The sequence below is a fragment of the Nodosilinea sp. LEGE 07088 genome, assembly GCF_015207395.1.
Taxonomy (GTDB): domain Bacteria; phylum Cyanobacteriota; class Cyanobacteriia; order Phormidesmidales; family Phormidesmidaceae; genus Nodosilinea.
Genome location: NZ_JADEWX010000023.1, coordinates 19,675 through 45,561, shown reverse-complemented (window position 1 = coordinate 45,561; position 25,887 = coordinate 19,675). Strand labels below are relative to the sequence as shown.

Annotated in this window: 26 protein-coding genes; 15 read left to right on the top strand and 11 right to left on the bottom strand. The window is 56.8% G+C overall.

Annotation, left to right across the window (positions count from 1 at the left end):
* Nucleotides 1-16 precede the first annotated feature (16 nt).
* Together IQ254_RS08215 and IQ254_RS08210 are read right to left on the bottom strand one after the other, a co-directional pair.
* Nucleotides 17-862 carry a hypothetical protein gene (locus tag IQ254_RS08215; protein WP_193965687.1) on the bottom strand — a complete coding sequence of 282 codons (846 nt, stop codon included), beginning with the start codon at nucleotides 860-862 and terminating at the stop codon, nucleotides 17-19.
* A 229-nt stretch (nucleotides 863-1,091) separates the two neighbouring features.
* On the bottom strand, nucleotides 1,092-3,596 hold the full coding sequence (locus IQ254_RS08210; RefSeq protein ID WP_193965686.1) for a cyclic nucleotide-binding domain-containing protein: 2,505 nt from the start codon (nucleotides 3,594-3,596) through the stop codon (nucleotides 1,092-1,094).
* Between IQ254_RS08210 and IQ254_RS32035 the strand changes: the two genes are divergently transcribed.
* The 3 genes from IQ254_RS32035 to IQ254_RS08200 all read left to right on the top strand — a co-directional run bounded on the left by IQ254_RS32035 (nucleotide 3,595) and on the right by IQ254_RS08200 (nucleotide 5,593).
* The gene (locus tag IQ254_RS32035; RefSeq protein WP_255526986.1) at nucleotides 3,595-3,717 is read left to right on the top strand and encodes a hypothetical protein; all 123 of its coding nucleotides are present in this window, start codon (nucleotides 3,595-3,597) and stop codon (nucleotides 3,715-3,717) included. The two genes, IQ254_RS08210 and IQ254_RS32035, sit on opposite strands and share 2 nt — an antisense overlap.
* 230 nt (nucleotides 3,718-3,947) lie before the next feature.
* On the top strand, nucleotides 3,948-4,577 hold the full coding sequence (locus IQ254_RS08205; protein WP_193965685.1) for an N-methyl-D-aspartate receptor NMDAR2C subunit: 630 nt from the start codon (nucleotides 3,948-3,950) through the stop codon (nucleotides 4,575-4,577).
* Nucleotides 4,578-4,777: 200 nt separating this feature from the next.
* The gene (locus IQ254_RS08200) at nucleotides 4,778-5,593 is read left to right on the top strand and encodes an FkbM family methyltransferase (RefSeq protein ID WP_193965684.1); all 816 of its coding nucleotides are present in this window, start codon (nucleotides 4,778-4,780) and stop codon (nucleotides 5,591-5,593) included.
* Between the two features lie 18 nt (nucleotides 5,594-5,611).
* Here IQ254_RS08200 and IQ254_RS08195 read toward each other — a convergent pair whose 3' ends face one another.
* The gene (locus IQ254_RS08195; RefSeq protein ID WP_193965683.1) at nucleotides 5,612-6,259 is read right to left on the bottom strand and encodes a hypothetical protein; all 648 of its coding nucleotides are present in this window, start codon (nucleotides 6,257-6,259) and stop codon (nucleotides 5,612-5,614) included.
* 242 nt (nucleotides 6,260-6,501) lie between these two features.
* On the opposite strand from IQ254_RS08195, the gene IQ254_RS08190 reads away from it, so the two are divergent.
* Both IQ254_RS08190 and IQ254_RS08185 read left to right on the top strand, forming a co-directional pair.
* A complete protein-coding gene (locus IQ254_RS08190; RefSeq protein WP_193965696.1) occupies nucleotides 6,502-6,912 on the top strand; it encodes a hypothetical protein in 411 nt (136 codons plus the stop codon).
* 4 nt (nucleotides 6,913-6,916) lie between these two features.
* Entirely contained in the window at nucleotides 6,917-8,173 is a 1,257-nt protein-coding gene (locus IQ254_RS08185; protein WP_193965682.1) for an aldehyde dehydrogenase family protein, read from the top strand.
* Nucleotides 8,174-8,291: 118 nt separating this feature from the next.
* Here the strand turns inward: IQ254_RS08185 and IQ254_RS08180 are convergent, their stop codons facing one another.
* A complete protein-coding gene (locus IQ254_RS08180; protein ID WP_193965681.1) occupies nucleotides 8,292-9,113 on the bottom strand; it encodes a fatty acid desaturase in 822 nt (273 codons plus the stop codon).
* Between the two features lie 141 nt (nucleotides 9,114-9,254).
* Here IQ254_RS08180 and IQ254_RS08175 point away from each other — a divergent pair, with 141 nt between their 5' ends.
* The gene (locus tag IQ254_RS08175; protein WP_193965680.1) at nucleotides 9,255-10,466 is read left to right on the top strand and encodes a methionine gamma-lyase family protein; all 1,212 of its coding nucleotides are present in this window, start codon (nucleotides 9,255-9,257) and stop codon (nucleotides 10,464-10,466) included.
* 76 nt (nucleotides 10,467-10,542) lie between these two features.
* Here IQ254_RS08175 and IQ254_RS08170 read toward each other — a convergent pair whose 3' ends face one another.
* The 3 genes from IQ254_RS08170 to IQ254_RS08160 form a co-directional block, all read right to left on the bottom strand.
* Nucleotides 10,543-11,025 carry a photosystem I reaction center subunit XI gene (locus tag IQ254_RS08170; RefSeq protein ID WP_193965679.1) on the bottom strand — a complete coding sequence of 161 codons (483 nt, stop codon included), beginning with the start codon at nucleotides 11,023-11,025 and terminating at the stop codon, nucleotides 10,543-10,545.
* A gap of 121 nt (nucleotides 11,026-11,146) precedes the next feature.
* Nucleotides 11,147-11,272: a photosystem I reaction center subunit IX gene (psaJ, locus tag IQ254_RS08165; RefSeq protein WP_017301046.1), complete on the bottom strand. Its 126-nt coding sequence runs from the start codon at nucleotides 11,270-11,272 to the stop codon at nucleotides 11,147-11,149.
* Nucleotides 11,273-11,320: 48 nt separating this feature from the next.
* The gene (locus IQ254_RS08160) at nucleotides 11,321-11,821 is read right to left on the bottom strand and encodes a Photosystem I reaction center subunit III (protein ID WP_193965678.1); all 501 of its coding nucleotides are present in this window, start codon (nucleotides 11,819-11,821) and stop codon (nucleotides 11,321-11,323) included.
* A gap of 195 nt (nucleotides 11,822-12,016) precedes the next feature.
* Here IQ254_RS08160 and tsaD point away from each other — a divergent pair, with 195 nt between their 5' ends.
* The 3 genes from tsaD (at nucleotide 12,017) to IQ254_RS08145 (ending at nucleotide 14,039) form a co-directional block, all read left to right on the top strand.
* Entirely contained in the window at nucleotides 12,017-13,075 is a 1,059-nt protein-coding gene (gene tsaD / locus IQ254_RS08155) for a tRNA (adenosine(37)-N6)-threonylcarbamoyltransferase complex transferase subunit TsaD (protein WP_193965677.1), read from the top strand.
* A 72-nt stretch (nucleotides 13,076-13,147) separates the two neighbouring features.
* The gene (locus IQ254_RS08150) at nucleotides 13,148-13,558 is read left to right on the top strand and encodes a protein disulfide isomerase family protein (RefSeq protein ID WP_193965676.1); all 411 of its coding nucleotides are present in this window, start codon (nucleotides 13,148-13,150) and stop codon (nucleotides 13,556-13,558) included.
* Nucleotides 13,559-13,691: 133 nt separating this feature from the next.
* Nucleotides 13,692-14,039 (top strand): metal-sensitive transcriptional regulator, encoded by a 348-nt coding sequence (locus tag IQ254_RS08145; RefSeq protein WP_193965675.1) that lies wholly within the window; start codon nucleotides 13,692-13,694, stop codon nucleotides 14,037-14,039.
* Nucleotides 14,040-14,051: 12 nt separating this feature from the next.
* Here the strand turns inward: IQ254_RS08145 and IQ254_RS08140 are convergent, their stop codons facing one another.
* A complete protein-coding gene (locus IQ254_RS08140; protein ID WP_228040355.1) occupies nucleotides 14,052-14,465 on the bottom strand; it encodes a hypothetical protein in 414 nt (137 codons plus the stop codon).
* A gap of 137 nt (nucleotides 14,466-14,602) precedes the next feature.
* Nucleotides 14,603-16,180 carry an adenylate/guanylate cyclase domain-containing protein gene (locus tag IQ254_RS08135; RefSeq protein ID WP_228040353.1) on the bottom strand — a complete coding sequence of 526 codons (1,578 nt, stop codon included), beginning with the start codon at nucleotides 16,178-16,180 and terminating at the stop codon, nucleotides 14,603-14,605.
* A 365-nt stretch (nucleotides 16,181-16,545) separates the two neighbouring features.
* Here IQ254_RS08135 and acs point away from each other — a divergent pair, with 365 nt between their 5' ends.
* The 3 genes from acs (at nucleotide 16,546) to IQ254_RS08120 (ending at nucleotide 20,934) form a co-directional block, all read left to right on the top strand.
* A complete protein-coding gene (gene acs / locus IQ254_RS08130) occupies nucleotides 16,546-18,513 on the top strand; it encodes an acetate--CoA ligase (protein WP_193965674.1) in 1,968 nt (655 codons plus the stop codon).
* A 1,168-nt stretch (nucleotides 18,514-19,681) separates the two neighbouring features.
* Entirely contained in the window at nucleotides 19,682-20,062 is a 381-nt protein-coding gene (locus IQ254_RS08125) for an AbrB family transcriptional regulator (RefSeq protein ID WP_193965673.1), read from the top strand.
* 74 nt (nucleotides 20,063-20,136) lie between these two features.
* On the top strand, nucleotides 20,137-20,934 hold the full coding sequence (locus tag IQ254_RS08120) for a CPBP family intramembrane glutamic endopeptidase (RefSeq protein WP_193965672.1): 798 nt from the start codon (nucleotides 20,137-20,139) through the stop codon (nucleotides 20,932-20,934).
* A gap of 33 nt (nucleotides 20,935-20,967) precedes the next feature.
* Here IQ254_RS08120 and cbiE read toward each other — a convergent pair whose 3' ends face one another.
* Both cbiE and IQ254_RS08110 read right to left on the bottom strand, forming a co-directional pair.
* Entirely contained in the window at nucleotides 20,968-22,233 is a 1,266-nt protein-coding gene (gene cbiE / locus IQ254_RS08115) for a precorrin-6y C5,15-methyltransferase (decarboxylating) subunit CbiE (protein WP_228040351.1), read from the bottom strand.
* Nucleotides 22,230-22,844, bottom strand: coding sequence for a precorrin-8X methylmutase (locus IQ254_RS08110; RefSeq protein WP_193965671.1), 615 nt, complete (start codon nucleotides 22,842-22,844; stop codon nucleotides 22,230-22,232). Before IQ254_RS08110 ends, cbiE begins: the two co-directional genes overlap by 4 nt.
* A 164-nt stretch (nucleotides 22,845-23,008) precedes the next feature.
* Here IQ254_RS08110 and holA point away from each other — a divergent pair, with 164 nt between their 5' ends.
* From holA to obgE, 3 genes are all read left to right on the top strand, one after another.
* The gene (gene holA / locus IQ254_RS08105; RefSeq protein ID WP_193965670.1) at nucleotides 23,009-23,995 is read left to right on the top strand and encodes a DNA polymerase III subunit delta; all 987 of its coding nucleotides are present in this window, start codon (nucleotides 23,009-23,011) and stop codon (nucleotides 23,993-23,995) included.
* A 149-nt stretch (nucleotides 23,996-24,144) separates the two neighbouring features.
* On the top strand, nucleotides 24,145-24,684 hold the full coding sequence (locus IQ254_RS08100; RefSeq protein ID WP_193965669.1) for a DUF4168 domain-containing protein: 540 nt from the start codon (nucleotides 24,145-24,147) through the stop codon (nucleotides 24,682-24,684).
* A complete protein-coding gene (obgE, locus tag IQ254_RS08095; protein ID WP_193965668.1) occupies nucleotides 24,684-25,721 on the top strand; it encodes a GTPase ObgE in 1,038 nt (345 codons plus the stop codon). The genes IQ254_RS08100 and obgE overlap by 1 nt, the downstream gene beginning before the upstream one ends.
* Nucleotides 25,722-25,887: the final 166 nt, after the last annotated feature.

Sequence of the window (25,887 nt, the reverse complement as noted above, 5' to 3'; positions counted from 1 at the left end):
GTGGCGTCAGGCGATGCTAGCCCAGCGTATTGTCTTGAAGCCAAATCTGCTCTTGCAACGCTTCGTTCTCTAGGCTGAGGGCAACGGCTCGCTGTTTAATGTTGTCGCGCTCAGCGGCAATTTGCTGGCAGCGGTGCTTGAGGCTAGTTTGCTGCTGAAACTGCTGGCCCAACTCAGCACTGAGTTCCGCAATTTTCTGCCGCTGGGCTTCGATGGTGGCCTTGAGCGCGACGGGGTCATCATCTAGGGCGGGTGCGTTGGCGGCGGGCAGGCTGGGTAAATCGCCAGCTTCACTCGGCCCCTGGCCGTCACCCTGGAGATAGGACTGCATGCGGGCTAGGGTGACCTGGTGGCTTGAGAGCGTGGTGTCGAGGTGCTGAATGTGTTGCCGGGCAGCCTGAAGTTGGCTGCTGAGACTGACGGTGAGCGATCGCGCAATCATCACCTCCGAGTTGAGGTCTAGCTCATGAGCTTGATGGCGCCCCACCGCCAAACTTTGGTAGTGATTTTTGATGCGTATTAGGTAGTCTTGTACCTCCGCCTGGCTCTGGTGAACCCGTACCCGCAGCCGCTCAAGCTCAAGATGCTGATCGGCAACGAGGCCCCTGACCCCAGTCAAAAGCTGATTCAGCACGTCGTGCTGCCACTGATCTTTGGCGGCGAGCTGCTGCTTTAGGTTGAGAATAATTTTTTGTTGAACGTTGGAGTACTCCTCGGTTTGAGCCAGGTGAGCCTGGAGCATGTCGTGGTTAGCCAACTGCTCCTGCATGTCTTCGATTGAGATCTTGGCTTGATCAAGGGCCTGCTGTAGCAGACATACCCGTTGCACCAGCTTAAAGTCCAGCGAACTGTCCTGGAACATGAGCAAAACCGCGAGGAGGAACATGAAGTGATGGAATGCACTGCACCCTTAGCCTGACTAGGGTAGATGCGTGCTGCAGCGAATGCGTGCTGCTGGGGCGAAATTTAAACTACCAGGCCCGGGGTAGTTGCGACTGTTGGGGGCACTACCCTGGGTGACCCAAGCACCAAAACTTTACCAGCCTAGGCCAGCTAAATCGACAGGGGCCACGGCCCTGATTGAGCCATCGTTAAAATCCCGGAATCACCCACCACAGGCTGAGTGTAAGCAGTCCTGTACATCCGTGCTGCAACCAACGCTGCCAGCCATAGCGACAGAGTTTGGCCGTTAGCCATAGTGAGAGGGTTAACCCCAGCAGTAGCGTTGCTCCCTGAAGAAAGGCTACCACTGCTGGGTGGGCAACCCAAACCGGCAAATTTAGCCCTGAGACCCCAAAGGTGGCAAAAGATACGGGCAAAATGCGGCCACCCTCCCCCAGACCTAGGCGCAGATAGTGGGCCAGGTTGGCGGCCCACACCAGGGGCAAATAGCCGTAGGCCCGCTTGACGAAGGTGCGACTTTGCCCCCGCGCCACCAGCCAGATCAGCCCTTCGATCGCCAGGGGCAACAGGGCCGGCAGGGCGAGCAGGGCGAGCGCGACTCCACTGTGGCCCGCGATGGTTGCCAGCGGTAGTTGCAGGCCCAGCCGCCCCTGCAATTCGGGCAGGCGGTGCAGGTATACGGCCCCTAGCAGCAAAAACATCAGCGCCACCTCGGCAGCGCGGGGCTGGTGGGTGGTCCACAGCTCAATGCCGGGGGGGCGCAGGTTGAGTTCCACTGAGCGGTGGGGACAGGCCTTAAGGCAGGTCATGCAGAGCACGCAGTCGCGGTTGTCTTCGAGCTGGGCCGGGTGGGAGTAAAGCGGGCAGCCCAGGGTTGCTTGGCCTTCGCCTTTCTCGGGGCCACCCTTGTAGCACTGGTAGGTGGTGCACTCGGCTGAGCAGGTGCCCTGCTGGGCCCGTAGCTCGGTCATCGAGAGCTTGGCAAACAGGCCATTCATGCCGCCAATGGGGCACAGGTAGCGGCACCAAAACCGGCGCTCAAACAGGGCCGAGAAAATCATTGCCCCGGCGGTAATCAGCAGCAGCAGGCAGGCCGATAGGTAAGCAACGTTTTCTAAATGCCATACCTCTTCCCAGATCAAAATTAAGGTAAACAGGCCAAAGAGAAACCAGGCCCCCCAGCGCTCTGCCGACTGCCGGGGCCAGCGTTTGAGCCTATCGGGAAACAGCTTTTTAGATATCCACTGGGTGACTTCACCGTAGATCATAAACGGGCACACCGCGCACCACAGCCGCCCCACAAACGGGAAGCTCAGCAGCACCAGGGGCCACCACCAGGCCCAAAACACCGTCAGCGCTACATTCTCTTCTCGCTGCTGGGGGCCAAACCAGAGCAAGGCGATTACCCCTGCAAATAGAGTCAGGGTAATGCCATAGTTGATGCGATCGGGCCACCAGGGGCTGCGCAGAAACCGCCGTAGAGCGGGGTAGCGGTTGAGCAAATTGAGCCGCAGCTGCTTCTTTTTGCTCTGGGCGGGCCAGATAATTTCTTCAGTAATCAACCCGCCCCCGGCTATCTGGGCTGCCGCCCGTTCTATCAGGTTCTCTAGCTCCCGCAGGTTGTTGGGGAAGTCATAGGATTGCAGGCGACGAATGGCTTCAGGGGTAACGGCTATGCGGCCTGTGCCCCGACGACGGCACACCAGCGATAGGTAGTAGTTGACCCAGTCTTCGATGTCGGCCTTACGCACCCGCAGCGGCGGCACCTTAATCGTGTCACTAACCAGGCCGTCAAGGGTGGGCACGGCTTGCTCTGAGAGCAGAATGATGCGGGCTTCGGCGGTGACTAGCGGAGTGGATTCGCCGTTGCGGCCTACGGGTCGATACTGCCCGGTTTCGAGCAGATGGGCCACCGGCTCGACCAGGTCGGCATCGAGTTCGTTGGGATTGTTGAGCACCAGGGTACCGGTACCTAAGGCCGCTAGCAGCCCCATGCGCCCCCCCGATCGCCCAAACAGATCGGCCCCACTGGTCTGGAGCTGGCCGCAGTCTACTTTGATGATGGGCTGTCGTCGCTGGGTTGAGCCAAAGTGAATCAGGGCGGCGAGGTTGTCTTTTTCTAGCCCCGGCTCGCCAAAGATCAGGATAGACCGCCGATGGCTAGCCGCTGTGCGAATTTGCGTACGCAGGCGATCGCCATAGCGACTGTGGCCAATTACCCCCCGCCGCGCCTTGGCCACCAGGTAGGGACGCAGCAATCCCTGGCGCTCTTGTTCGCGGTCAAACTGAAACGACAGCCGTTTGACTGCATCCACCAACTGTCGGGTAAAGGTGCGCAAAATATCGGGGTATTGCTGAATCAGGGTCTGGAACTGATCGCGATCGATAAACCAGAGCGTGCTGTCGGTAATTGTGCGGATAGTTTGTTCAGCAGACTGCTCCAGCAGCAACGCCTCCAGGTTCAGCACCGCGCCGGGCAAATAGCTCATACCGCCCATGGCGGTCTCGGTTTCCAGCCTACCCCGCCAAACAATATATAGCCCCTCGGGGTCTTGCCCTGTTTCGACGACGGGTTCCCCAGCGGCAACCGAGACGGCCTTTAAGCGGCGGGCGAGGGAGGCCAGGGTAGTCGCAGGCAGCAGGCTGAGGGGGGTGCGTTCCTGTAAAAAGATCACCCGGTCGGATACAGTCATGGCAGTTCACCCACACGCTACATGGTGTAGCCTCATGATGATGGCAAATGACCTTTGGGTGCCGCTGGCATTACTCAGCTTAATCATTGCGGCGGCGGTGGCCTTTAGCCGAGCGCAGTAGGCCAGCCCTATGGGCGCATCTTAGGGAGGGTGGCGTTATCGCGAAACCTGACACACCATTGGCAATACGTCTCATCCGGCGTGGTGCTGTGACGGTCGGTGTTGCTTGCTCATGGTTGGCTTCTATCGTTTCTTCGGGAGTTTCGGAGCTTACCTACTCGTCCAGTTTTTGGAATCCACTATAATCTGCTGCACATATAATCTGCTGCACAATGCCGCCGTTAGGTGATCATGAGACGGCAATCTAACTTTGATCGGGAAACCTTGCTTGCGGATCTGATAGAACTCGGGATTACACCCCAGATTGATGTCTTCAAGCCGCTGGCGATCGCCTACAGGGAGCCAACCCGCCACTACCATAGCCAGCACCATATCACCGACTGCCTGCGGCAGTTAGATCGCGTTCGTCATCTTGCTGAGCATCCCGCTGCGATCGCGATCGCAATCTGGTTTCACGATGCAGTGTACAACCCTCGCCGTACCGACAACGAAGCCCTCAGCGCCCAATGGGCAAGCGAATATTTAACCTCTGTAGGCGTCGATCCTGGCCTTGTCGCTAGCATCTCAACTATGATTCTCGCGACCAAAACCCACGCATCTACCAATAGCGACATCGACCTGATGCTCGATATCGACCTCAGCATCCTCGGCGCAGATCCAGAGCATTTTGAGGCCTACGATCGCGCCATTCGTCAGGAGTACGCCTGGGTACCCGAAGCTCAGTACCGAGCGGCCCGGCGCAATAGACTGAGCTCATTCCTCACCCGAGATGCGATCTTCACAACCCGCGAGTTTCGCCAACGGTATGAACGCCAGGCCCAGGAAAATTTGCGCCATAAGGTATCGCAACTGAGTGCCTAACTCGTACTCGAAGGCTGAAATATGTCCACCGTTTCGGATCGCTTGGCTCCCTAGCTCCCCTGCCCCCTAGCCCTAAGAAGAAGATTGCGCTCAATGGGTCGCCTCATGACGGTGCTTGCTGCGCTTGAAGCTCCCCGGCCAACTCTCCCCTTGGGCTGAAATCGTCTAGGCTTAAGACATATTTTCGTTAGGGCCACCTAATGCGCGTTGAAGCTTGTTGTCAGGCCCTGTTAGAACAGCTGTTGCCCGAGCTCGACCCCCAGCGCCAGGGGCTTTGTGTCGATGTGGGGGTGGGTACCTTTGCCTTTTACTGTGCGCTATTTGCCCGCCTAGGCTATACCACCGTAGCGGTAGAACCTTCCCCCGCCGATAAGCTGCGAACCATCTGTCGGCAACATTCCATTCAGCTGATTGAGCAGTGCCTATCTGATCGAGTCGGCGCTCAAACGCTACACATGGGGCAGTTTGCCAACCTGGCCAACAGCAACTTTAGCTCACTAGCGGCCGACTGGTTTGGGGCCTCTACCGACACCCGACAGGTGGCTACCCTAGACCTAGCCACGTTGCTCGCCCAGGTGAGCGCTACCCAAATTACCGCCTTTAAGCTCGACATTGAAGGCTGGGAACCAGTGGTCATTCAGCAGTTTGCTGACCTACCCGTGGCCCTGCTGCCCCAGGTGGTTATGTTTGAGTATGGTGGCGGCGGCAGTCGCCAAAAGGGTGAAAAGGGTTGGTCGCCTAAGTTTTTGGCGGGCACCTTAGACTGTCTGCACCAGCTACAGCAGCGGGGCTATGGGTTCAGCATCATGGTTGACTATGCCTCGGGTACTAGGGCCAAGGTTTTTGACCTCCAGACTCTCAACCTGGCTCAAGATACCCCCTTCTATGCCAATGGGGTGTATGGCAATATTCTCTGTTTTTATCAACAGTGCTTTTCGGCAACACAAATTCAGCGCATTTGCGCACCCTTTAGAGGCGGTCTAGCCAACTGGCTTGTGAGTAAGGTTGTCTCTTAACTCGCTATCGACTCAGGCCTAGGCATCCAAGCCTTCGGGTACCTGTTCGTCGTAGTAGTAATGCCACATAGACGCTACGGGCTCTTCAGCTTCGCTGTCGCGGCCAGCGGTGGCCGGGGCCGTTAAGAAAGCCGTTGGGTTAGCCCGGTAGGCCGCCAGCAGTGCTTTCTCTTCGATTGAGAGATCGGGGGAGCTATCTTCTTCCATTTCCTGAAGGGTGGCTTCGACCAACTCCATTTGGGCTTCAGCGGCGCTGAGTTCTTCGTGGGTGTCGGCACTGAGTAGCTGTTCTAAGGGCTGAAGTTCGGCGACGTGGTTGGAGAGGGCCTGTAGTTTGTCTTCGTAGGTTTGAGTCAGCTGCTGGAGTTCTTGCCGATGCAGCGCCTCTTGCTGTTCGAGGGCCGCCTCTAGCTGCACCTGCTGTTGGCCTAGGGTGGTCTGTAGGCGAGCGGTTTCGGCTTCAGCAGTCCGGAGTTTAGCCTGGTGAGCTTTGAGGGTCTTGATCAGGGGTACCACCTGGCCTTTGAGGGTCATATGGTCGACATCGAGCTGATGAAAGCGTTCGGACAGGCTAACGTAGGCGCGGCACAGACGAGTGTAGCGCTCCACCATTTGATTGACATGTTGAAAATTTCTCACTGCCATCTCCAGGCGATCGGTAGCCATAGGAATATCCTGCCCAGGCGGGCTAATGGGGGTCAGGGCTAAAGCTATTGAGTGATCCTTAGTTACCATGTTTATCTTCAAAATTTCAAGCGGCAGAAGATACATCTAGCGCTAAATCGAGCGGCCTTAATAAAGGCTTCGGGATTGACGACCTAGACTGGTTGTGTTTCGGCGGAGGTTTTGGTTAATGTGGCAGAATGATGGTGGTTACCGGCCCATCCCGCTCCCCCTTCGGCAGTGCTGTGCGTACCTACAAAAGCCAAAAGATTGACCAAAACGCTGACTATCCTTGCCCCTGTCGCCGCAATGGCTGTATTAAACCGATTACGCTCACCGAAGCTTTTGGCTGCGATCGCTGTCAGCAGATTTTCGTAGTGCAAGACGATGGCTACGTGATCGAGCAACTCTCTACCCACTATCCCTACAAACGCCTCTGGCGGTGGAGTGGGCAGCAGTGGCGTCTCGATCGATCGTCCTTGAGCGTGAGCTATTTGCCCCTGGTTGTACTGGCAGCCTTTGGCATCATGGTGTTTTTTTTGCTGCTGGCTACCCTACAAACCCCCGATAGCACACCCTCAACGGCTCGGTTGCTGACAACGTTGGCGGTATCACTGGCGGTTGTTGGTATGTTTTGGATGGCATCGCGGCGCTAAACCCATGGTAAATTTGGCTACCCAAGACGACTTTAGTGCCGCTGTAGAGCAGGTGCGCCAGGCTAGCTATGATTTGGTAGCCGCTGGAGCAGAGACCCAGAGCAAGCTGCTCCAGGCGGTGGCGACCCGGCTAGAAGCCAGCTTCGACGATATTCTCGAAGCCAACACCCTCGACCTAGAAGCCAGTCTCGACATGGCGGTGCCAGAGCGGTTACTCGACTGGCTTAAGCTCACCCCTGAGCGGCTACAAACCGCAGCCAAGATAGTGCGCCGACTGGCCTACCTAGGTGATCCTCGCGGGCTCATCCATCCGGCCGCTAGTCGATCGAGCAAGGCTGTGCTGGGCCATGGCCAGGTTGTGCCACTGGGAGTGGTAGCCCTGGTATACGAGGCCTTTCCAGAGCTATCGGCGATTATGGCAGGGCTGTGTCTGCGCACAGGCAATGGCCTCGTGCTAAAAGGCAGTAACGAAGCAAGCCAGACTAACCAAGCCATTTTGCGAGCGTTGCACCAAGCCCTCGACCAAATTGGCCTACCCCAGCACTGCCTGCTTTCGCTCACTGAAGAACAAGGGGATGTGGCCCGCACCTGGCTGCTTCAATCTCCCCAGGTCGATTTAATCATTCCCTACGGACGACCCGGGCTGGTGCAGCAGGTGGTGCGCCAGGCTGGGGTGCCAGTGTTGCCAATCGCTATGGGCAATTGCTACCTCTATTGGTCGGCTACGGGCCAATTTGATACCGTTGCCGCCATGATTACAGAGAGCCATCAGGGTGAGCCTGACGCGGTCAATGCCATCGAAAAAGTATTGATTCACCCAAGCTGTAGCCCATCGACCATTGTGCAGCTGTGCCACACCCTGTGGGATCAAGACTTTGAGCTCTTGGCCGACGAGGCTTTGCTCGGTGACCTGCCCGATGTTAAGCCCGCCACCGCCACCGACTGGAAGCGGCCTTTTTTGAGTAAAACCGTCGTTTTGGGTTTAGCAGACGATGTCACCGCCGCCGCCGCCTTTATGAACCACCACAGCAGTGGCCATGCTAACGCCATTGCCACCGAAAGCTATACCGAGAGCAACCGCTTTACCCAGTTGGTAACTAGCGCTGTCGTCTACATCAACACGTCACCACGGTTTACGCGTAACCCCACCCAAGCTTCTAGTATTGCCCTCGGGATGACGGCCCAGCGAGGTCGGTGCAGCGGCTTTGTAGGGCTGAGCGCCCTGCTCACCACCCAGCATATTTTGCGGGGGTTGGAGTAGACATCGAGATCTCTCAGCGTGAGTCCCGCTTTAAAGCGGCTTTACACAGCAATGGGGCAGCATCTCGCTGCCCCATTGCTGTGGCTTTACACTATGGCCCGAATGGGCGATCGGCAGCTCAAGCCTCAGTGGAATTAGCTAGCTTCACTTTTTTGGCCAGGCCTACTTTTTCTAGCAGACTAATGGTGAGCCAGGTGATATCAAACTCCCACCACTTGAGACCATGGCGGGCCGAGTATTGGTAGGCGTGGTGGTTGTTGTGCCAGCCTTCGCCATAGGTGACGAGGGCTGCCCACCAGCAATTGGTCGATCTGTCGGTGGTTTCATGACTGCGATAGCCAAACTTATGGGTGGCGCTATTCACTAACCAGGTGCAGTGGTAAACCACCACCAGGCGCACAAAAACACCCCACAGCACAAAAGACCAACCGCCCAGGGCATAGAGGGTCAGGCCCAGGGCAATTTGCATGGCCAGAAAATACTTTTCGCAAAATAAATAGAAGGGGTCGTCTTTGATATCGCGGATAAAGCGATCAATGTCGTTGGTCGCGGGCACCTCGCGCAGCATCCAGCCCATATGGCTCCACCAGAAGCCTTTGTTAGAGTCGTGGTGATCATTGCTTTGGTCAGAGTAGGCGTGGTGGTGGCGATGCAGGCCAACCCACATCAGTGGGCCATGTTGGCAGGCTAGGGTGCCGCACAGCACAAAGAAGTACTCTAACCACTTGGGTACCTGAAAGCTGCGGTGGGAGACCAACCGGTGCCAACCCAGGGTAATGCCCAGACAGCCCGTTAACCAATGTAGAAACAGGGCGACCCCAACCGCAGCCCAGGAGAAGTTAGCGGGTAAAAACGCTAGCGCCGCCAGACTGTGGACGGCAATCATAAACAGGATGGTGACCCAATCGCGGGATAAACGCTCGGTAGTTACAGCAGTCATGCAGAAGTCTCAGAATTTGGACAAGGGCCTAGACAAGACTCTTTAAAGATCAGAATTTTGCGCAGGCAGAGCAAATGTAGGGGAGAATAAGTACCCCTGTTTCTTAACGAAAAAATTTAACCATTGCAACAATCAAACCCAATGATGCTGCCAGACTCGACACTCCTTCCGATTTTTTATGGAATTGACGCCCAGGTCAAGCACAATCTGGGACGAGTGCTGAAAGCATTTAGACAGCAACGGGTTGGCAGTCACCACTTCCACAGCGTGTCGGGCTACGGCCACGATGATCTTGGCCGCGACACCTTTGATCGGGTATTTGCCGATGTGATGCAGGCAGAGGCTGCTCTAGCGCGATCGCAATTTGTGTCGGGCACCCACGCCATTGCCTGTGCCCTATACGGTGTGCTGCGTCCCGGTGATGAGATGCTAGCCATAGCAGGCACCCCCTACGACACCCTAGAAGAAGTAATTGGTTTACGCAGCGCCGGCCAGGGATCCTTAGCAGAATTTGGGGTGTCCTATCGAGAGTTACCGTTAACCGCCGCTAACACCCTCGATTGGGATGCCCTGGCTAGTGCAGTTGGGCCCAAAACCCGATTGGTGCACATCCAGCGATCGTGCGGCTACAGCTGGCGATCAACCCTTACCATAGCCGAAATCGAAAAAATAATACGCCTGGTCAAGGGGCAGAATGCCGATATTGTCTGTTTCGTCGATAACTGCTATGGCGAATTTTTAGAAGATCGTGAGCCCACCGCTGTCGGAGCCGACCTGATCGCCGGGTCGCTGATTAAAAACCCCGGGGGCACTATCGCCCCCACGGGCGGCTACGTCGCGGGTCGGGCCGATCTGGTGGCCGCCGCCGCCTGCCGCCTGACCGCCCCGGGGATTGGGGCCAGCGGTGGCTCGAGCCTAAATCAAAATCGACTACTGTACCAGGGGTTATTTCTGGCCCCCCAAATGGTGGGCGAAGCCATGAAGGGTAACTATCTGCTAGCGACCAGCTTTGACAATCTGGGCTACCCCGTCAACCCGCCCCCCAGCCACCCCCAGCGCGATGTCATTCAGGCTATTCGCCTGGGCTCACCAGAAAAGCTAGTTGCCTTCTGCCGGGCTGTGCAGCGCTACTCTCCCATCGATGCCTACGTAGAACCTGTCCCGGCCACCATGCCGGGCTATGACAGCGAGTTAGTGATGGCCGGGGGCACCTTCATCGACGGCAGTACCTCAGAGCTATCTGCCGACGGTCCCCTGCGGGAGCCCTACATTGTCTACTGCCAAGGGGGCACCCACTGGACCCATGTAGCCCTGGCGATCGAGGCGGCGGTAGACGCGATCAGGGCAATCTAGGTAGACGAACAATAAGGGACGATGAAGCTTGCGATTCACCGTCCCTGTATTAACTGACGAAATGGGCTGACTCAGCTTAGCTGTGGCCACCGCTAACCAGCGTAGTCAGCATCGGCATGTTAGCGGCCAGCAAGTAGGCAAAGGTAACCCCGCCGATACCACCGATCAAGAAGCCACCGGCAAACTCACTCCAGCCCTCATCGGTCTCAAGGCTAGCGGGCGGGGTGAAGGGGGTCGTGGTCTTAGTGACGGCAGTATTAACGCCAGCCCCCGAGTAGATCGAGAGGCAGGCGGTCAAAATGACCACCAAAGCGGCTGCGCTCAACAGCCCCGCCAACCCAGGAATATCAGAATCGCGCAGCGGGCCAAGGAGCGCGAACGGGCCATAGAGCAGGTACCCATGGGCCATGCCAATTTCTAGGCCGCGACGCTGGGGAGATAGCCCAACGCGATAGGCCGGCAAGTTACCGATAAAGGCTTTAGAAAACCCAGAGGAATTGATCGGTGTCTCTAGATTACCGATTTGTGGATCCCCGGCGGGCTTAATGAGATCTGTCATAGGGGAAGGTCTCCAACTCAAACAAAACACAGCAAGTAAAAAAGATGGTTTTAGGAGCAGCTAAGATCTCAAAAACCATCTTCATAGTTACCTCGAAAAGCGGCCTCTTCGAGGAGTTTCCCTAGGGATGCAGCAGTAAATCGGGAAAGAAGCGGTTGAATTCAATCAGAATACCGGCGGTAATCACCATCCACACCGTGGCGAGCACTGGCGCAGATGACAGATACCGAAGCAAGTTGTTGTCCATGGTCTAAAGTCTCCTGGGTGGTTGTCCTCGATCGGTACAGCAGGTTGCCTAGCGAGGCGATACGGTGATCTCGTCATCCTTGGCAAACATGGCACCGCTGGCGATGTCTTTAAACGCAGTCAGGGGCCAGGCAAACCCAGAGAGAGAGCATTTAATCGCCAGGGGCACGTCAATGATGATCTCTTTGTCTTCAGGGCTTTTGTCACCGCGCACAGCGATCAGGTAAGACCGGCCAACCCAGCCAATCCACCCGGTGATGTAGAGAAACAACAAGCTAGGAATCAGAAATTCCCCGGCGTGGGCCAGGTCGCCGTCTACTATGAGGTGAGGCAGACCGTCGCTGCCACAGAGCAAGCTAGAGTTGCCGTAAAAATCGAACCGAGCTTTGGCCTGCTCAGTTGTGGCACCTGCCGCCCGCTTCAAGAAGGCTTCATTTTGACCGCAGGGAGTGAGGCCCGATACATTGTCGCCCGCTAAGCTAGCGGAGGCCGGGGGGGCAAATCCGAACCAGAGAAAGACTACAAGCGCTACAGCAAAAAACCGTCGCATAAACCGTTCCTTTTAATTACCTAAGAAACTAGGGCGATTTGAACGTAAAGTTAAGTTTTTTGAACAAAAATTCACCCAACTTGGTCGTCATAATACCCCGCCGCCGAACCCCCGTAAAGCTAAGATCGGTAGGGTGTTTACATCTCTACAAATTACGGTGTATCCCGCTGTAGTCCTATTTCGGTAGTAATCACGATGGCGACAGTTTTAGCGTTAGAAACCAGCTGTGATGAAACAGCGGCGGCGATAGTGCGCGATCGCACCCTGCTCAGCAGCGTCGTGGCCTCTCAGATCGAGATTCACCGGCCCTACGGCGGCATCGTGCCCGAAGTGGCCTCCCGGCATCATGTGGTCACCCTGGGCGACAGCATCAGCGCGGCGCTGACCCAGGCTGGAGTCGGCTGGAACGATATCGATGGGGTCGCCGCCACCTGCACCCCAGGGCTGGTGGGCGCACTCATGGTTGGGCTAACAGCGGGCAAGACCCTGGCCATGGTGCGCCAAAAACCCTTCCTAGGCGTGCACCACCTGGAGGGTCATATCTACGCCAACTACCTGGCCAGCCCTGACCTCCAGCCGCCCTATCTCTGCCTGCTGGTATCGGGTGGGCACACCAGCTTGATCTATGTCAAAGGCTGTGGCCAGTACCAGACGCTGGGCCAAACCCGCGACGATGCCGCTGGTGAAGCCTTTGACAAGGTCGCGCGGCTGATGGGGCTAGGCTATCCGGGTGGCCCCGTCATCGATCGGCTAGCGCAGCAGGGTGACCCCAAGGCATTTCCTCTGCCTGAAGGTAATATTTCGCTGCCAACGGGGGGCTTTCATCCCTACGACTCCAGCTTCAGCGGGCTCAAAACCGCGATGCTGCGGCTGGTCGAAAAGCTCAGGGCTGAGGGCATAGACCCGCTGCCTGTGGCCGATCTGGCCGCCAGCTTTCAGGCGACAGTGGCCCGCAGTTTAACGCGGCGGGTGGTGGCCTGCGCCCGTGACTACGGCCTGTCTACGGTCGCCGTTGGGGGTGGGGTAGCGGCCAATAGCGGTCTGCGCCACCATCTGCAACAGGCGGCTACCGACCACGATCTGCGGGTTATCTTCCCGCCCCTCAGCCTCTGCACTGATAACGCTGCCATGATTGGCTGTGCCGCCGCTGACCACCTCAACCAGGGGCATCGCTCGGGGCCGGAACTTGGGCCGCGATCGCGGCTCGACCTGGCCCAAGTGATGGATCTCTACTCGCCCATACCAAGGCCCTGACGCTACACTAAGGGGGTCTGCTCACGGGGGCAAATCCTGGACAGCCCTCAGTTACTGATATCTCCCAGGCCTATGGTGCAGCTGTTGTATTCTTCGTCCCGGCGATCACAATCTTTAGTTGGGCTGGGGAGCCTACTGTTAGGGGCCGTGGTGCTATTTGGGTGCAGCCCCCAAGACCTCGGGGTCGCATCGGACAGCGCCTACGAAACTTCCCTGGCCGAGCATCTGACCAGCACCGGCAGTCTAATGTACGGAGCCTACTGGTGTCCTCACTGCGCTGACCAAAAGGCCATCTTTAACGACGCGGCTGATCTATTGCCCTATGTCGAATGTGCTGCCGATGGCGAAAACGCCCAGCCAGACCTCTGTCAGCAGCGGGGAATACAGGGCTACCCCACCTGGGAAATTGACGGTCAGTTGTATCCAGGCGTGAGATCCCTAGAGGAGTTAGCGACTCTTTCAGGGTTTCCGGCAGCCCCCTAGTTATTTCGGTTTTAGGTGACTTGGGCCAGCATGGTACAGCCGAGTCGTCACGTTGATTTCCAGGCCGCAGCCCCGATCCCCTCCTGCTCGATCCCCCCTCCTGCTCGATCTCTCTACTCATTGTTAACCTCCATTGCATAACCCTAGTTCCCACCCCCCTTCTCACCTCCATGAGGTTGCTGGTAAATCCGACAGCAGCGCCCACCCCCATGTGCACGATCCCGAGTCGCTGCGGCGCATTGTCAACCGCCTTGCCCGGGTTGAAGGGCATATTCGCGGCATTAAGACCATGGTGCAGGAGAGTCGCCCCTGCCCCGATGTACTCGTGCAGATCGCAGCGGTGCGCGGGGCCTTAGACCGGGTGGCCCGCATCATTCTCGATGAGCACCTGAGTGAATGTATCGGTCGGGCGGCCGAGGATGGCAATATTGAAGCTGAGATCGCCGAACTCAAAACAGCTCTCGATCGCTTCTTGCCCTAGGCACCGCCTGCTTTAAACTGAAATGAAGCGGCTGTGTTCCCGCAGCAGTTGACGCTCAAACTGCCTCACCCACTGACTAAATTGATCGGCCTCTTGGGCGGTGGCAAAGGTTAGGGGCTGAGCCATCAGCAAGGCTACATAGGTTTCCTTTGTCCTCACTAAGATAGCCGTTTGCTGGTCGAGTTCAATGCAAATGTGGGAGAACCCATCTAACTCTAGGGACGACATCAGGAGTGCCTTTAGCCCGAGGGCCTGAAACACGACCTGTACCCAGCTAGTGCTTTCGTTATCGGCAGTGATGAAATACTCTCGAGGTAGGCTACTAAAATCGAAAATAGAAACTCCCAGAATAGTCTCAATCAGAAGGTTCTGATTGGGGAGTGAAGGGATTTGCTGTGCCGGTACCGATGCCTTAGCCGTAGTCATAGACCCATGAAGATGACTTAGGTTGCTGAATGGGCAGGCCGCATGAAATAGGACCTGCGCGAAAAACCTCAATTAAGACTTTAGTATACCCAGCAGATGAGGAGAACTTGTGGCCCCAGGGCCGCAGACAACAATACCTAGATCGACTGGGCAGCAGTTACCGAGCGTTTAGATCGCAGCAAATAGGTAAGCATGTTCCCTTTGCCTTTTACCCACACCTCTCCACGTAATTCCAGGTTATGGGTGTTGCGTAGATAGGTGTAGGTGGTTTCGGTGACCTGAATATGGTCGGCTATGCCCATCGATTCCATGCGACTAGCTGTGTTAACGGTGTCGCCCCAGAGATCGTAGATAAACTTCTTAGTGCCAATTACTCCAGCTACCACTGGGCCGGTGTTGATGCCAATGCGCAATCGAAAGGCCTGGCCGGTGCGATCGCCAAAGGCTTGAGCGACGACCTGCATATCTAGCGCCATATTGGCCACCGCTTGGGCATGGTCATCGCGGGCGTAGGGAATCCCCCCCACCACCATATAGGCATCCCCAATGGTTTTAATTTTCTCTAGGCGATGGCGCTCAGCCAGTTGGTCAAACTGAGAAAACACATCGTTGAGGAGAGCGACCAAGTCTTGGGGACTGAGGGTTTCAGAGAGCTGGGTAAACTCGACGATATCGGCAAACAACACCGTTACCTCGGCAAAATGGTCGGCAATGGTATTGCGGCCCTGCTTCAGACGATTGGCAATGGGTAGGGGCAAAATGTTGAGCAAGAGTTGCTCTGATTTTTCTTTTTCTCCTTGAAGATCTAATTGCGCCTGTTCTCGCTCAGCCACCACGCTGGCCAAAATGAGCACCGTAAACGCCAAAACGCAAATGTACGCCTGCAACGACAGCACCGCCCGAGCCGAATCACCCGTGGCGATAATAAAGGGCCCCTGCCCCTGGGTAATGCCCCAGGTCGCAATCAAGGTAACCATAGCCGTGCCTAACGTTGCCCCCTGGGGGCCTAATCGTAGGGCCGCCCAGATCACAATGGGAAACACAATATACAGCGGGTAAGGAGGCTGTAGCTGGTTCCAGGGATCGCAAAATAAAAACCAGCTCAGGCTGATTAAAACTACCCCCCACAGGGCAATAAACGGTGGGAAAGAGAAGTTGCGGCAGCGCTGGATGCCCTGCCGCCAGGTCACCATCAGGGCTGTAATAACGACAACGCCTGTAACATTGCCAATCCACCAGTTAAACCAGGCGGTACTGAAAAAATCTCGGCTTACCAATCCCACTAGATAAAAGTAAGTAACGCCTAATGTGGCGCTGAGCGTGGCGGGTACGACTGCCCCTAAACCGATAAAAGCGCCGACGTCTTTAACGCGCCGGAGGGGGTTGGCAAACTTTACGCGCCGTAGCAGATAGAGGCCAACTAAGGGCTGAAGGGTGTTGTTAAAGGCGGCTAGGCTATCTCGATGCCACGTGTGGTCGGGAGACGTGAGGGTTTGTATCAGCGATCCCAGGGTGATACCAGGAGCCAGGGTAGCTCCAGTAATCAGCAATATGCCCTGGCTATAGCCCGCTGGTGGCCAGATTGGGAGCACCGAGGTCTCCATCCCCATCACGTGATAGCTGAGCTTAGCCACCAAAACATAGCCCGCAGCTACCATCAAAATAGCGGGCCATCGTCGCCAAAAACGCTGCATTGACGATACCAAATAGGCCATTGATACCCCTAAATGCAATAGTGACGACCCAAACCATGCCGCAACAGTGGCCGACTATTCCCTGGCGCTGGGCTCGAGATAATAGGGTGGGGTTGACTTTGATTAAATCAGTTGATGGAATGAAATCGGCGCTGCTCAATGAAGTCTTAAGTAGTTAAATGGGTCTTAGCCTTATCCTGCGGTGCCCTGTCCGCGCCACCGATCGCACGGTTAACCCAGGGGCATAACGCTGTAGAAAATTAAGACATCCCCAGAAAATATTCAAATGGCCGTCAAAAAACGTATGGTTTTCAAAGCATGTTGCTAGACTAGCGGCGGCTATGATAGGACGTTGATTTCTATTTTCACGAGACTTAGCATTGTCTATGGCTTCCCCCACCATCGAATCGATTCTCCACGAAAATCGCCTGTTTGCGCCTGTCGATGAGTTCGTTCAAAACGCCTCGATTAAGACCCTAGACGACTACCAAGCGTTAGCAGAACGGGCCGCGGCCGACCCGGCCAAGTTTTGGGCTGAACTGGCCAGCCAAGAACTGCACTGGTTTAAACCGTGGGATACCGTGCTCGATTGGCAGCCGCCCTTTGCCCAGTGGTTTGTGGGGGGCAAAATCAATATTTCCTATAACTGCCTAGACCGCCATCTCACCACCTGGCGGCGGAATAAAGCGGCCCTGATCTGGGAGGGCGAACCGGGCGATAGCCGCACCCTCACCTACGCGCAGCTTCACCGGGAGGTGTGCCAGGTGGCCAACGTGCTGAAGGGGCTAGGGGTGCAAAAGGGCGATCGCGTGGGCATTTATATGCCCATGGTACCGGAGGCGGCGATCGCCATGCTGGCCTGTGCCCGCATTGGGGCGGCCCACACCGTGATCTTTGGCGGCTTCAGCGCTGAGGCTCTCAAAGATCGCCTCAACGACGCTGAGGCCAAGGTCGTAATCACCGCCGATGGTGGCTTTCGCAAAGACAAAGTGGTGCCCCTTAAGGTAGCAGTCGATCAGGCGCTGGCGGAGGGCGGTGTGCCCAGCGTGTCGAGCGTATTGGTCGTGCAGCGCACCCAGGCCGAGATTGAGATGGTCGAGGGTCGTGACCACTGGTGGCACGAGCTTCAGGCTACCGCTTCGGCCCACTGCCCTGCCGAAGCAATGGACGCCGAAGACCTGCTGTTTATTCTCTACACCAGCGGCACCACCGGCAAGCCCAAGGGGGTGGTGCACACCACTGGCGGCTATAACCTCTATACCCACATGACCTTTAAGTGGGCCTTTGATATCAAAGACACCGATGTCTACTGGTGCACCGCCGATGTCGGCTGGATTACTGGCCACAGCTACATCGTTTACGGGCCGCTGTCGAATGGGGCCACCACGATGATGTACGAAGGGGTGCCGCGCCCCTCTAACCCCGGCTGCTTTTGGGATGTGATTGAAAAGTATGGCGTTACCATTTTCTACACCGCTCCCACCGCCATTCGCGCCTTTATCAAAATGGGCGATGACTTGCCCAAGGCCCGCGACCTGTCATCGCTGCGGTTGCTGGGTACCGTGGGCGAGCCGATTAACCCCGAGGCCTGGATGTGGTACCACCAGGTAATTGGCAATGAGCGCTGCCCGATTGTCGATACCTGGTGGCAAACCGAAACCGGCGGCTTTATGATTACGCCGCTGCCGGGGGCGATTCCGACCAAGCCTGGCTCCGCCACCCTGCCCTTCCCAGGCATTTTGGCCGATGTGGTCGATCTCGATGGCCATCCCGTCGCCCCCAACGAGGGCGGTTATCTGGTGATTAAGCACCCCTGGCCCAGCATGATGCGCACGGTCTATGGCGACGACAATCGCTACCGTCGCACCTATTGGGAGCACATTGCTCCGATCGACGGTCAGTATCTGTATTTTGCCGGGGATGGAGCCCGCAAAGACGAGGATGGCTACTTTTGGGTCATGGGTCGCGTCGATGACGTGATTAGCGTATCGGGCCACCGCCTCGGTACTATGGAAATTGAATCGGCGCTGGTGTCGCATCCGGCGGTAGCCGAGGCTGCTGTAGTGGGTCGTAAGGACGAGATCAAGGGTGAAGACATTTTTGCCTTTGTGATTTTAGAAGACCATTACAGCCCCAGCGATGACCTCAAGCAAGAACTCAAGCAACATGTGGTGAAAGAGATTGGCATCATTGCCCGGCCCGGCGATATTAAATTTGCCGATGCCCTGCCCAAAACGCGATCGGGCAAAATCATCCGCCGTTTTTTACGTAATTTGGCCAGTGGTGAAGCGATCGTCGGTGACGCTTCTACGATGGAAGACCAAAGCGTTCTCGATCAGCTGCGCCAAGGCTAACAACGAACTCTGGGCGGCTGGTTCTGAATCTTGCTAATGGCCTTCATTAGCAAGATTTTTTAGGCCTACCACCGAGGGTACTGCAGCCCACGGTGGTCATTGATGGCCAGGCAAATTCAATTGGGCGCTGGCGTCCTGTATCGTCTTGCCCAAGGGCAGTAATTGAGAGCTTAATTGTCCTTCGGGCTGATCAGGTGCGCTCTCAAATAGGGGGATGGTCAGCACAAGTCAGCCAGTTTTATCTGTACACCTGAGGAGGAGTTGATGCGGCTAAGCGTCACCGATTTTGCTCCTTACTTGAGCCCACTGACCGTTTAAAGCATAATCAAGCGATGGAGCGTGACTAGCACAGCCAATCCAGGGGGCACACCATTTATTAGAGTCTCGGTTGGCATTCGTACTCTGGCCTAGGCGGCTCGTTTCAGTTCCGCGATTAGCCATTGCTACGACGGCAGGGTCGGGGACTCAGCCCCCGAGGAAGTCACCCGCCGATACGACCACGATGAGGTCTGTAAGGCGGGGATTTACCTCAAGTTACTGTGATTTTAGGTCATCTTTGCGGTCGGCTGCTGCCATCGCTAGACTTTGCTAGAGCCATCGCGCACAGCGGATTATCTTGAACTCAGATTTTTATAACTTGGCATATATAACAAATCGTCCGCAATCTATTGGCAGACTCCATCTACTTGGGGCCTAAAGCAACCAGACTCTAGGATTATTCTCGCCCAAAAATAAATGATTCCCTGACAGACACTGGGTTAAAGGTTTAACCAAATTGGGCTTAGAGCAGTACCGTCGTTTAAATAAATAGATAACCATAGCCAGCCAAATCAGAGATAACCCCATGGCAAAGCTATTGTGCAGTCTACCCTAGAAATCCAGGTGGCAGCATAATCACGGCCAACAAAGGAGCAATTCCAGACGGCGATCGCGATGGCCTGTCCAGATTTCCTCAGGTCGAGAAATTTCTGAGATTCTCCTCTAATTTACATATTTTTCCGGTGACAGCTTTTAGCACCGTGATTATAATTAGTTGTGCAATCGAGCAAATTTATTTGCTATTATTCTTTTGCTATTCACTGGCGATCGTCAACGTTATACTTTAGCGATTGTCAGCGCTGTTTTACGGCATCTGGTCTTACGTCTTACATAAGGATTTTCCCTGACAATGGCAGAAAAACCCAACCCCCTAACTGGCAAAGCATTGCTGCAAAAGGTTAAAGACCTTGCCAACCTCACTAAGCGCGAAACGGCTAAAGAGTGCGGCTATTACACCTTGACCAAAGATAACCAGGTGAGGGTCAACCTCTCTGGCTTCTACGACGCTTTGCTTGAGGCTAAAGGCATTAACCTTGACCCTGAAAGCAGCAAAGATGGTCGTGGTCGTGAGCCGACTTATCGCGTTAGCGTTCACAAAAATGGCCAGATCGTAATTGGGGCTACCTATACTCAAGAAATGGGGCTCAAGTCTGGTGATGAGTTTGAAATCAAGCTGGGCTACAAGCATATCCATCTCAAACAGCTCGATGATGATTCTGACGCAGAATAGTACCGATTTACCATGACTTTTGCGTCGGTCAACCCGCTGGCAATTGCTCATCTGACCGTTTTTTTTTAAGTTGGATGGGGCTGGGCATTCCTGCCAGTTTGATTGTTGCTCGTATCGGTAAGGTTCCGCTGATCTATCCGGTGGCTGCTCAGCATAAGCTGCCGCTACTGCTGCCGCTATATCTGATGGTTCCGATTGCCGTTGAGGTGCATCGTCGATTGGTTTCAGGGTCTTGGGCTGACTATGGGATCGCCTGGAATAGTGCTTTCATGCTTACAGCGGCCTTAGGATTTGGGGTCGCGGCAACGGGTGTGATTGCGCTAGTGGCTTTGCAGGTCGGCTTTGGCTGGCGAACATGGTCGCCTTTAGCTCGGCAAGATATCGCTGAGTCATCGGCAACCATCAGCCCAAATGTGCCTCCGCCAGGGGTGGTGCTGCTTGCAGTACTGCCCCTGGCGCTGTTTATCGGCTGGATCGAAGAACTCGTATTTCGCGGGGTACTGGTGAACGGGCTAGGGCAGGCGCTGCCGCTGGGCGTCATGGCGATCGCAGTCTGCCTGATTTTTGCGATTTCTCACCTGGTCTGGGATGGCCCAGCCGGAGCGCCTCAGCTACCGGGGTTGGCCCTGATGGGTGCGGTGCTGCTGCTGGCCCGCTGGGCAACAGGCGGGAGCCTGGGCCTAGCCTGGGGCCTGCATGCCGGGTGGGTCTTTGCGATCGCGACGATCGATGCCCTAGCACTGCTGAAGCCAGGGCGGGCCGAGCCTATCTGGCTGGTGGGGCTACCTGACCAGCCGCTGACAGGGGTGCTGCCCCTAGGGCTGCTGCTGTTGACCGGAGTTGGGGTGTGGCTATTTGGCTCTAGTTTTTAAACCTGCCTCAGGTTTAAAAACTAGGGCTTTTTATTACTGGGGAAAGCGGGTCAGGCTAATCAGGGTAATGGGTGTCAGCGGTTGCCAGCGGGTCAGCGGCCCAACGCGCACCCCCTGCTGCACCTGAATCTGGCGCAGTTGCACCTGCCAAGAATGTTTGCTGACTTCCCTTTGATCGACCCAGGCCAGCACTATGCCCGTGTGCTCTAGGGTGGCTAAAGCCAGAACAATACGACCCCCGGGGCGAAGACGATGAGCCGCCAGATCTAGAATGGTGGCCAGGTGCCCGCCGCTGCCGCCGATAAAAATGCGATCGGGGTCGGGTAGAGAGGCCAGCACATCGGGGGCGACGCCATAGACCGGATGCAGATTATCGTTGCCCAAGCGGCGACGATTTTGTTGGATCAGCCCGTGGCCAGCGGCGGTTTTCTCCACGGCGTAGACCTGGGCCGTGGGGCACAGGCGGTTAATTTCGACACTGACGGATCCGGTGCCGGCACCAATGTCCCAAATGGTCTGGTCTGGGTGGGGGGCGAGGTCAGCCAAAATTTGAATGCGAATGTCGCGTTTGGTGATCAGTCCGGGGCGATCGCTAAAGGTGGCGAAGGCACGATCGGGCAGCCCAATCAGCGGTAGGTTTTCCAGCTCTGAGGGGGGCTCGCTCTGCCGCTGGAGCACCACCACATTGAGTGGGGCAAAGGTTTTGCCCCCTACGGTTTCGGGGGTAAGGCAGTGGAGGGCTTCGGTATCGCCCCCCAGGTTTTCACAAACCCATAGTCTGTAGCGATAGGGTAGCTCTAGGGCTGTGGCCAACTGCCCTATCGCCGCCGGATTGTGGGTGGGGTCGGTCAGCACCGCGATCAAATCGTCGCCTCGGCGTAGAGCTGCCGTGAGTGCGTCTAGCGATCGCCCATGGACGCTGATCAGAGTCGCTCCCTGCCAGGGAAGTTGGAGCCGACTAAAGGCCAGCTGTATGGCGCTGAGGTGCGGATGAAACGTCAGGCTTGCCGCCGGTAGCTGCTCCACCAGCAGTCGCCCTAACCCAAAGAAGAGTGGATCACCAGACACCAGCACCACAGCGATACCTGGCTTGCCCTCAGCCAGCCAGCCCCGCAGGCGATCGAGGGTGGCCTGTAGGTCGTTGAGGGGCCAGGTCTCCGCCGCTGCATCAGGAAAATAGCTCAGGTGGCGAGCACTGCCGATCAGTACTACGGCTTGCTCTACCAGGGCTAGGAGGTTGGCTGACAGCCCCATCTGCCCCGCTAGCCCGACCCCGACCACGTGAATTGGCGTCATCATGACTGTTCCCAGGCCAGCACCAGCAGCGCATTGAGGATGGCGGCGGCGGCAGGAGACCCCCCCTTGCGCCCGGTCACGCGTATCTGGGGCACCGGGGTCTGGGCCAGGCGCTGTTTTGAGGCTTCTACCGCTACAAAGCCTACCGGCGCGCCGATCACTAGGGCCGGGCAGGCGGTGCCCTGATCGATGCGATCGCACAAAGCCAGCAGGGCCGTCGGGGCATTGCCGATCACCACTAGCGCGTTGGGATAGTGATCTAAACAGCGCCGTAGACCGGTCTCGGTACGGGTGCGGCCGACCGCAGCAGGGTCCCCCGCCGTCACCGCCGTCAGCAAAGGATTCTGGAACGTACGCGCCACCATACTCGCCACTCCCTGACGCACCATCGTCACATCGACAACAATAGGCCCGCCATCGGCTAGGTGTTGCAGGGCGGCTGCGATTGATTCGGCACTAAAGGTCACCAATTGCTTAAATTCAAAATCGGCGGTGCTGTGGATGACTCGCCGTACTACCGCGTACTCCGCCGGGGTGAACTGATGAGGACCAAATTCTCGATCAATTAACGCCATGCTTTCTTCTAAAATAGGGCTTTGCATCAGCTTTGGCATACGTCAACCCTCGGTTTCCTAGGCGTTTTCCACCTCGATGGTGCCATCATCCCATGGCAAATGGCCAGGATTAGAGGTCGCCAGCTAGCGATGTTGAGCCAGCTGACAGGGTAAAAACATCCCCCATCTCTGCTTGCCTCAGCCCCTCAGATCCTGATCCTCCTATGCCCGCCTACTACTTCTGGGGTGATGACGACTTCGCCCTGCAAAATGCCGTTCGCGACCTGCGCCAGCGCACCCTGGATGAGACCTGGGCCAGCTTCAATTACGATGTCATTCCAGCGGATGCCCCCAACGGCCCGGCCCAGGCGCTCAACCAGGCGATGACACCGCCCTTTGGCCAGGGGCAACGGCTGGTGTGGCTGGCCAATACCGGGCTGGGCCAGCGCTGCCCGGAGATGGTGCTGGCAGAGTTTGAGCGCACCCTACCTCAGCTCCCTGAGACGGCTGTGTTGCTGCTCACCAGCGTGGCCAAGCCCGACGGACGAGCTAAATTTACGAAGTTATTTAAAGCCTGGGGAGAGGTGCGTGAGTTTGCCACGATCCCCCCTTGGAAGCATGATCAAATCCACCAGCAGGTGGTGGCGGTCGCTCAGGCGCGGGGGCTGGTGCTAGAGACCGCTGCCCTAGAGGCGCTGGCCGAGGCAGTGGGTAACGATACCCGGCAACTCCACCTCGAACTAGAAAAGCTGGCCCTCTACTGGGGGACTAACCCCCAACCCATTGCCGCCGCTGTGGTTACCGACCTGGTGACCATATCGACGCAGACGAGTCTCAAGCTGTCCCAGGCGGTAAAACAGGGCGATACCTCCACAGCCCTGACCCTGGTGAATGACCTGCTCGATCGCAATGAGCCGGCCCTGCGCATTGTGGCTACCCTGGTGAGCCAGTTTCGCCTGTGGCTATGGCTTAAGGTATTGGCTGGTTTGCGCAGCGATGCCGAGGTGGCCGCCGCTGCCGAAATCGCCAACCCTAAGCGGATCTATTTTTTAAAACAGGAGGTGCGATCGCTAACTTGCGACCAGTTGCAACAGAGCTTGCCTTTGCTACTAGAATTAGAGTCTAGTTTAAAGCAGGGCCGAGATGAACGCGCTACCCTACAGACGAAAGTGATCGAGCTCTGCCGGGTATTTAAGCCCGGTGGCCTTTAGCGCCGGAGCTGGAACTAGCCGGGGTTACCCCTCGTCTGGGTTTGGAAGGTTTTCGATCGCTCCGATGGATGCGATCGCTCCCGAAAGCGCTTTAATGGGTTGGAGCACAGGGTCATTCTGGTTCGAGCCAGTACAGGAGAAACACATATATGATTCATCCATTTATTAATTTTTTGCCGCCCGCTCGCCGTACCCTAGTCGTGGCATCTATGGCCAGCTTAGCCGTCCTAGTGGGCGGGGCAGGGATCCCAATCCCCGCTGGGGAAGGCATCAGGCTGGGGGCTGCTGCCCAGGCCCAGGATAGGGACATCTCGCCTGAAGAGATTGTGGGCTACGCCACGTCAGTGCTGGAGATGGATAGCCATCGCAGCGAAGCCTACGGTGAGATTCAAACGCTGCTCACGGGTACAGGCTACAATATTGGCTCGATCGATATTTCCTGCATGGGTACGGCCAACCTCAACCAGCTGTCTCGCAGCCTACGCAACAGCGTACGGGCCATCGTGGTCGACTACTGCAACCAGGCCAGCACTATCGTAGAAGCCAACGGACTTACCGTCAGGCGGTTCAACGCCATTACAGCCGCCCATCCCCAAGATCCGGCTTTGGCTGAACAGATTCGCACGGTGATGGTGGAGCTGCAGCAGTCTCAAGAGTCTTCTCAATCTAGTAACAGCAGCGCCAACTAATGCAATTTATCGATCAGGCCGAGGTTGAGGTCATTGCCGGTGATGGTGGCGATGGCATGGTCGCCTTTCGGCGCGAAAAGTACGTCCCGGCGGGAGGGCCAGCCGGGGGCAACGGCGGCCCCGGCGGGTCGATATACCTGCGGGCTACCCCACAACTACAGACGTTGCTCGACTTTCGCTTTGCCCACCGCTTCAAAGCCAAGCATGGCCAGCGAGGTGGGCCCAAGAACATGACTGGGGCCGCTGGCGCTGATCTCTACCTAGAGGTGCCCTGCGGTACGGCAGTGTACAACGTTGAAACCGATGAGCTCCTGGGCGATTTGGTAGAAGCTGAGGATCTGCTCTGTGTCGCCCAGGGCGGCAAAGGCGGACTGGGCAATCGCCACTTTCTCAGTAACCGCAACCGCGCTCCAGAACATGCCCTGCCGGGGTTGCCCGGCGAAACCTGCCACCTGCGCCTAGAGCTGAAGTTGCTGGCAGAGGTGGGCATCGTCGGCCTGCCTAATGCGGGCAAATCGACCCTGATTGCGGCCCTGTCGGCGGCCCGTCCCAAAATTGCCGATTATCCGTTTACGACCCTGGTGCCCAACCTGGGGGTAGTGCGTCGCCCTACCGGCGATGGCACCGTCTTTGCCGACATTCCAGGGCTGATTCAGGGGGCACACCTGGGTTTGGGGCTAGGCCACGAGTTTTTGCGCCACATTGAGCGCACGCGGGTGCTGCTGCACGTGGTCGATGCCACTGCCGAACACCCCATCGACAACTTTCACACTATTCAGCAGGAGCTGGCCGCCTACGGGCGCACCCTGAGCGATCGCCCCCAGGTAGTGGCCCTCAACAAGGTTGATGCCCTCACCCCACAGGTTCTAGCGGAGCTAATCGACCAGTTTAAAGCCCAGGTGCCGGGGCCAGTGTACGGCATCTCGGCGGTGGCGGGCATAGGGGTAGAGCCAATGCTCCAGCATCTGTGGACGGTGCTCGATCGCACTAAGGCTACAACCACGGCCGCCCTGGCTGAACCGGCCCAAGTGATTTAAGGCCATTCGCCATGGCCCAGCCCCCGCCTGCTCTGAGCCCAGCTTAACCTTCTCAATCGGCTCCTGATTTTCTAGAGTCTCAGCCCAGAGTTTAGTTAAAAAAGATACCGTTGATTTGCGTTGGCCGTTAGTTGGGCCAGACCTCTCGGGCATTCTAGGGTCTGTG

Coding starts and splice junctions, on each gene's coding strand:
- IQ254_RS08150 (WP_193965676.1), top strand. CDS start 13,148: ATGGTGCAGCTGTTGTATTCTTCGTCCCGGCGATCACAATCTTTAGTT.
- IQ254_RS08120 (WP_193965672.1), top strand. CDS start 20,137: ATGGGGCTGGGCATTCCTGCCAGTTTGATTGTTGCTCGTATCGGTAAG.
- IQ254_RS08195 (WP_193965683.1), bottom strand. CDS start 6,259: ATGGCTACCGATCGCCTGGAGATGGCAGTGAGAAATTTTCAACATGTC.
- IQ254_RS08140 (WP_228040355.1), bottom strand. CDS start 14,465: ATGACTACGGCTAAGGCATCGGTACCGGCACAGCAAATCCCTTCACTC.
- psaJ (WP_017301046.1), bottom strand. CDS start 11,272: ATGGACAACAACTTGCTTCGGTATCTGTCATCTGCGCCAGTGCTCGCC.
- IQ254_RS08160 (WP_193965678.1), bottom strand. CDS start 11,821: ATGCGACGGTTTTTTGCTGTAGCGCTTGTAGTCTTTCTCTGGTTCGGA.
- cbiE (WP_228040351.1), bottom strand. CDS start 22,233: ATGATGACGCCAATTCACGTGGTCGGGGTCGGGCTAGCGGGGCAGATG.
- IQ254_RS08175 (WP_193965680.1), top strand. CDS start 9,255: ATGATGCTGCCAGACTCGACACTCCTTCCGATTTTTTATGGAATTGAC.
- IQ254_RS08180 (WP_193965681.1), bottom strand. CDS start 9,113: ATGACTGCTGTAACTACCGAGCGTTTATCCCGCGATTGGGTCACCATC.
- IQ254_RS32035 (WP_255526986.1), top strand. CDS start 3,595: ATGGCAGTTCACCCACACGCTACATGGTGTAGCCTCATGATGATGGCA.
- IQ254_RS08170 (WP_193965679.1), bottom strand. CDS start 11,025: ATGACAGATCTCATTAAGCCCGCCGGGGATCCACAAATCGGTAATCTA.
- IQ254_RS08110 (WP_193965671.1), bottom strand. CDS start 22,844: ATGCCAAAGCTGATGCAAAGCCCTATTTTAGAAGAAAGCATGGCGTTA.
- IQ254_RS08200 (WP_193965684.1), top strand. CDS start 4,778: ATGCGCGTTGAAGCTTGTTGTCAGGCCCTGTTAGAACAGCTGTTGCCC.
- tsaD (WP_193965677.1), top strand. CDS start 12,017: ATGGCGACAGTTTTAGCGTTAGAAACCAGCTGTGATGAAACAGCGGCG.
- holA (WP_193965670.1), top strand. CDS start 23,009: ATGCCCGCCTACTACTTCTGGGGTGATGACGACTTCGCCCTGCAAAAT.
- acs (WP_193965674.1), top strand. CDS start 16,546: ATGGCTTCCCCCACCATCGAATCGATTCTCCACGAAAATCGCCTGTTT.
- IQ254_RS08215 (WP_193965687.1), bottom strand. CDS start 862: ATGTTCCAGGACAGTTCGCTGGACTTTAAGCTGGTGCAACGGGTATGT.
- IQ254_RS08100 (WP_193965669.1), top strand. CDS start 24,145: ATGATTCATCCATTTATTAATTTTTTGCCGCCCGCTCGCCGTACCCTA.
- IQ254_RS08125 (WP_193965673.1), top strand. CDS start 19,682: ATGGCAGAAAAACCCAACCCCCTAACTGGCAAAGCATTGCTGCAAAAG.
- IQ254_RS08210 (WP_193965686.1), bottom strand. CDS start 3,596: ATGACTGTATCCGACCGGGTGATCTTTTTACAGGAACGCACCCCCCTC.
- IQ254_RS08185 (WP_193965682.1), top strand. CDS start 6,917: ATGGTAAATTTGGCTACCCAAGACGACTTTAGTGCCGCTGTAGAGCAG.
- IQ254_RS08135 (WP_228040353.1), bottom strand. CDS start 16,180: ATGGCCTATTTGGTATCGTCAATGCAGCGTTTTTGGCGACGATGGCCC.
- obgE (WP_193965668.1), top strand. CDS start 24,684: ATGCAATTTATCGATCAGGCCGAGGTTGAGGTCATTGCCGGTGATGGT.
- IQ254_RS08205 (WP_193965685.1), top strand. CDS start 3,948: ATGAGACGGCAATCTAACTTTGATCGGGAAACCTTGCTTGCGGATCTG.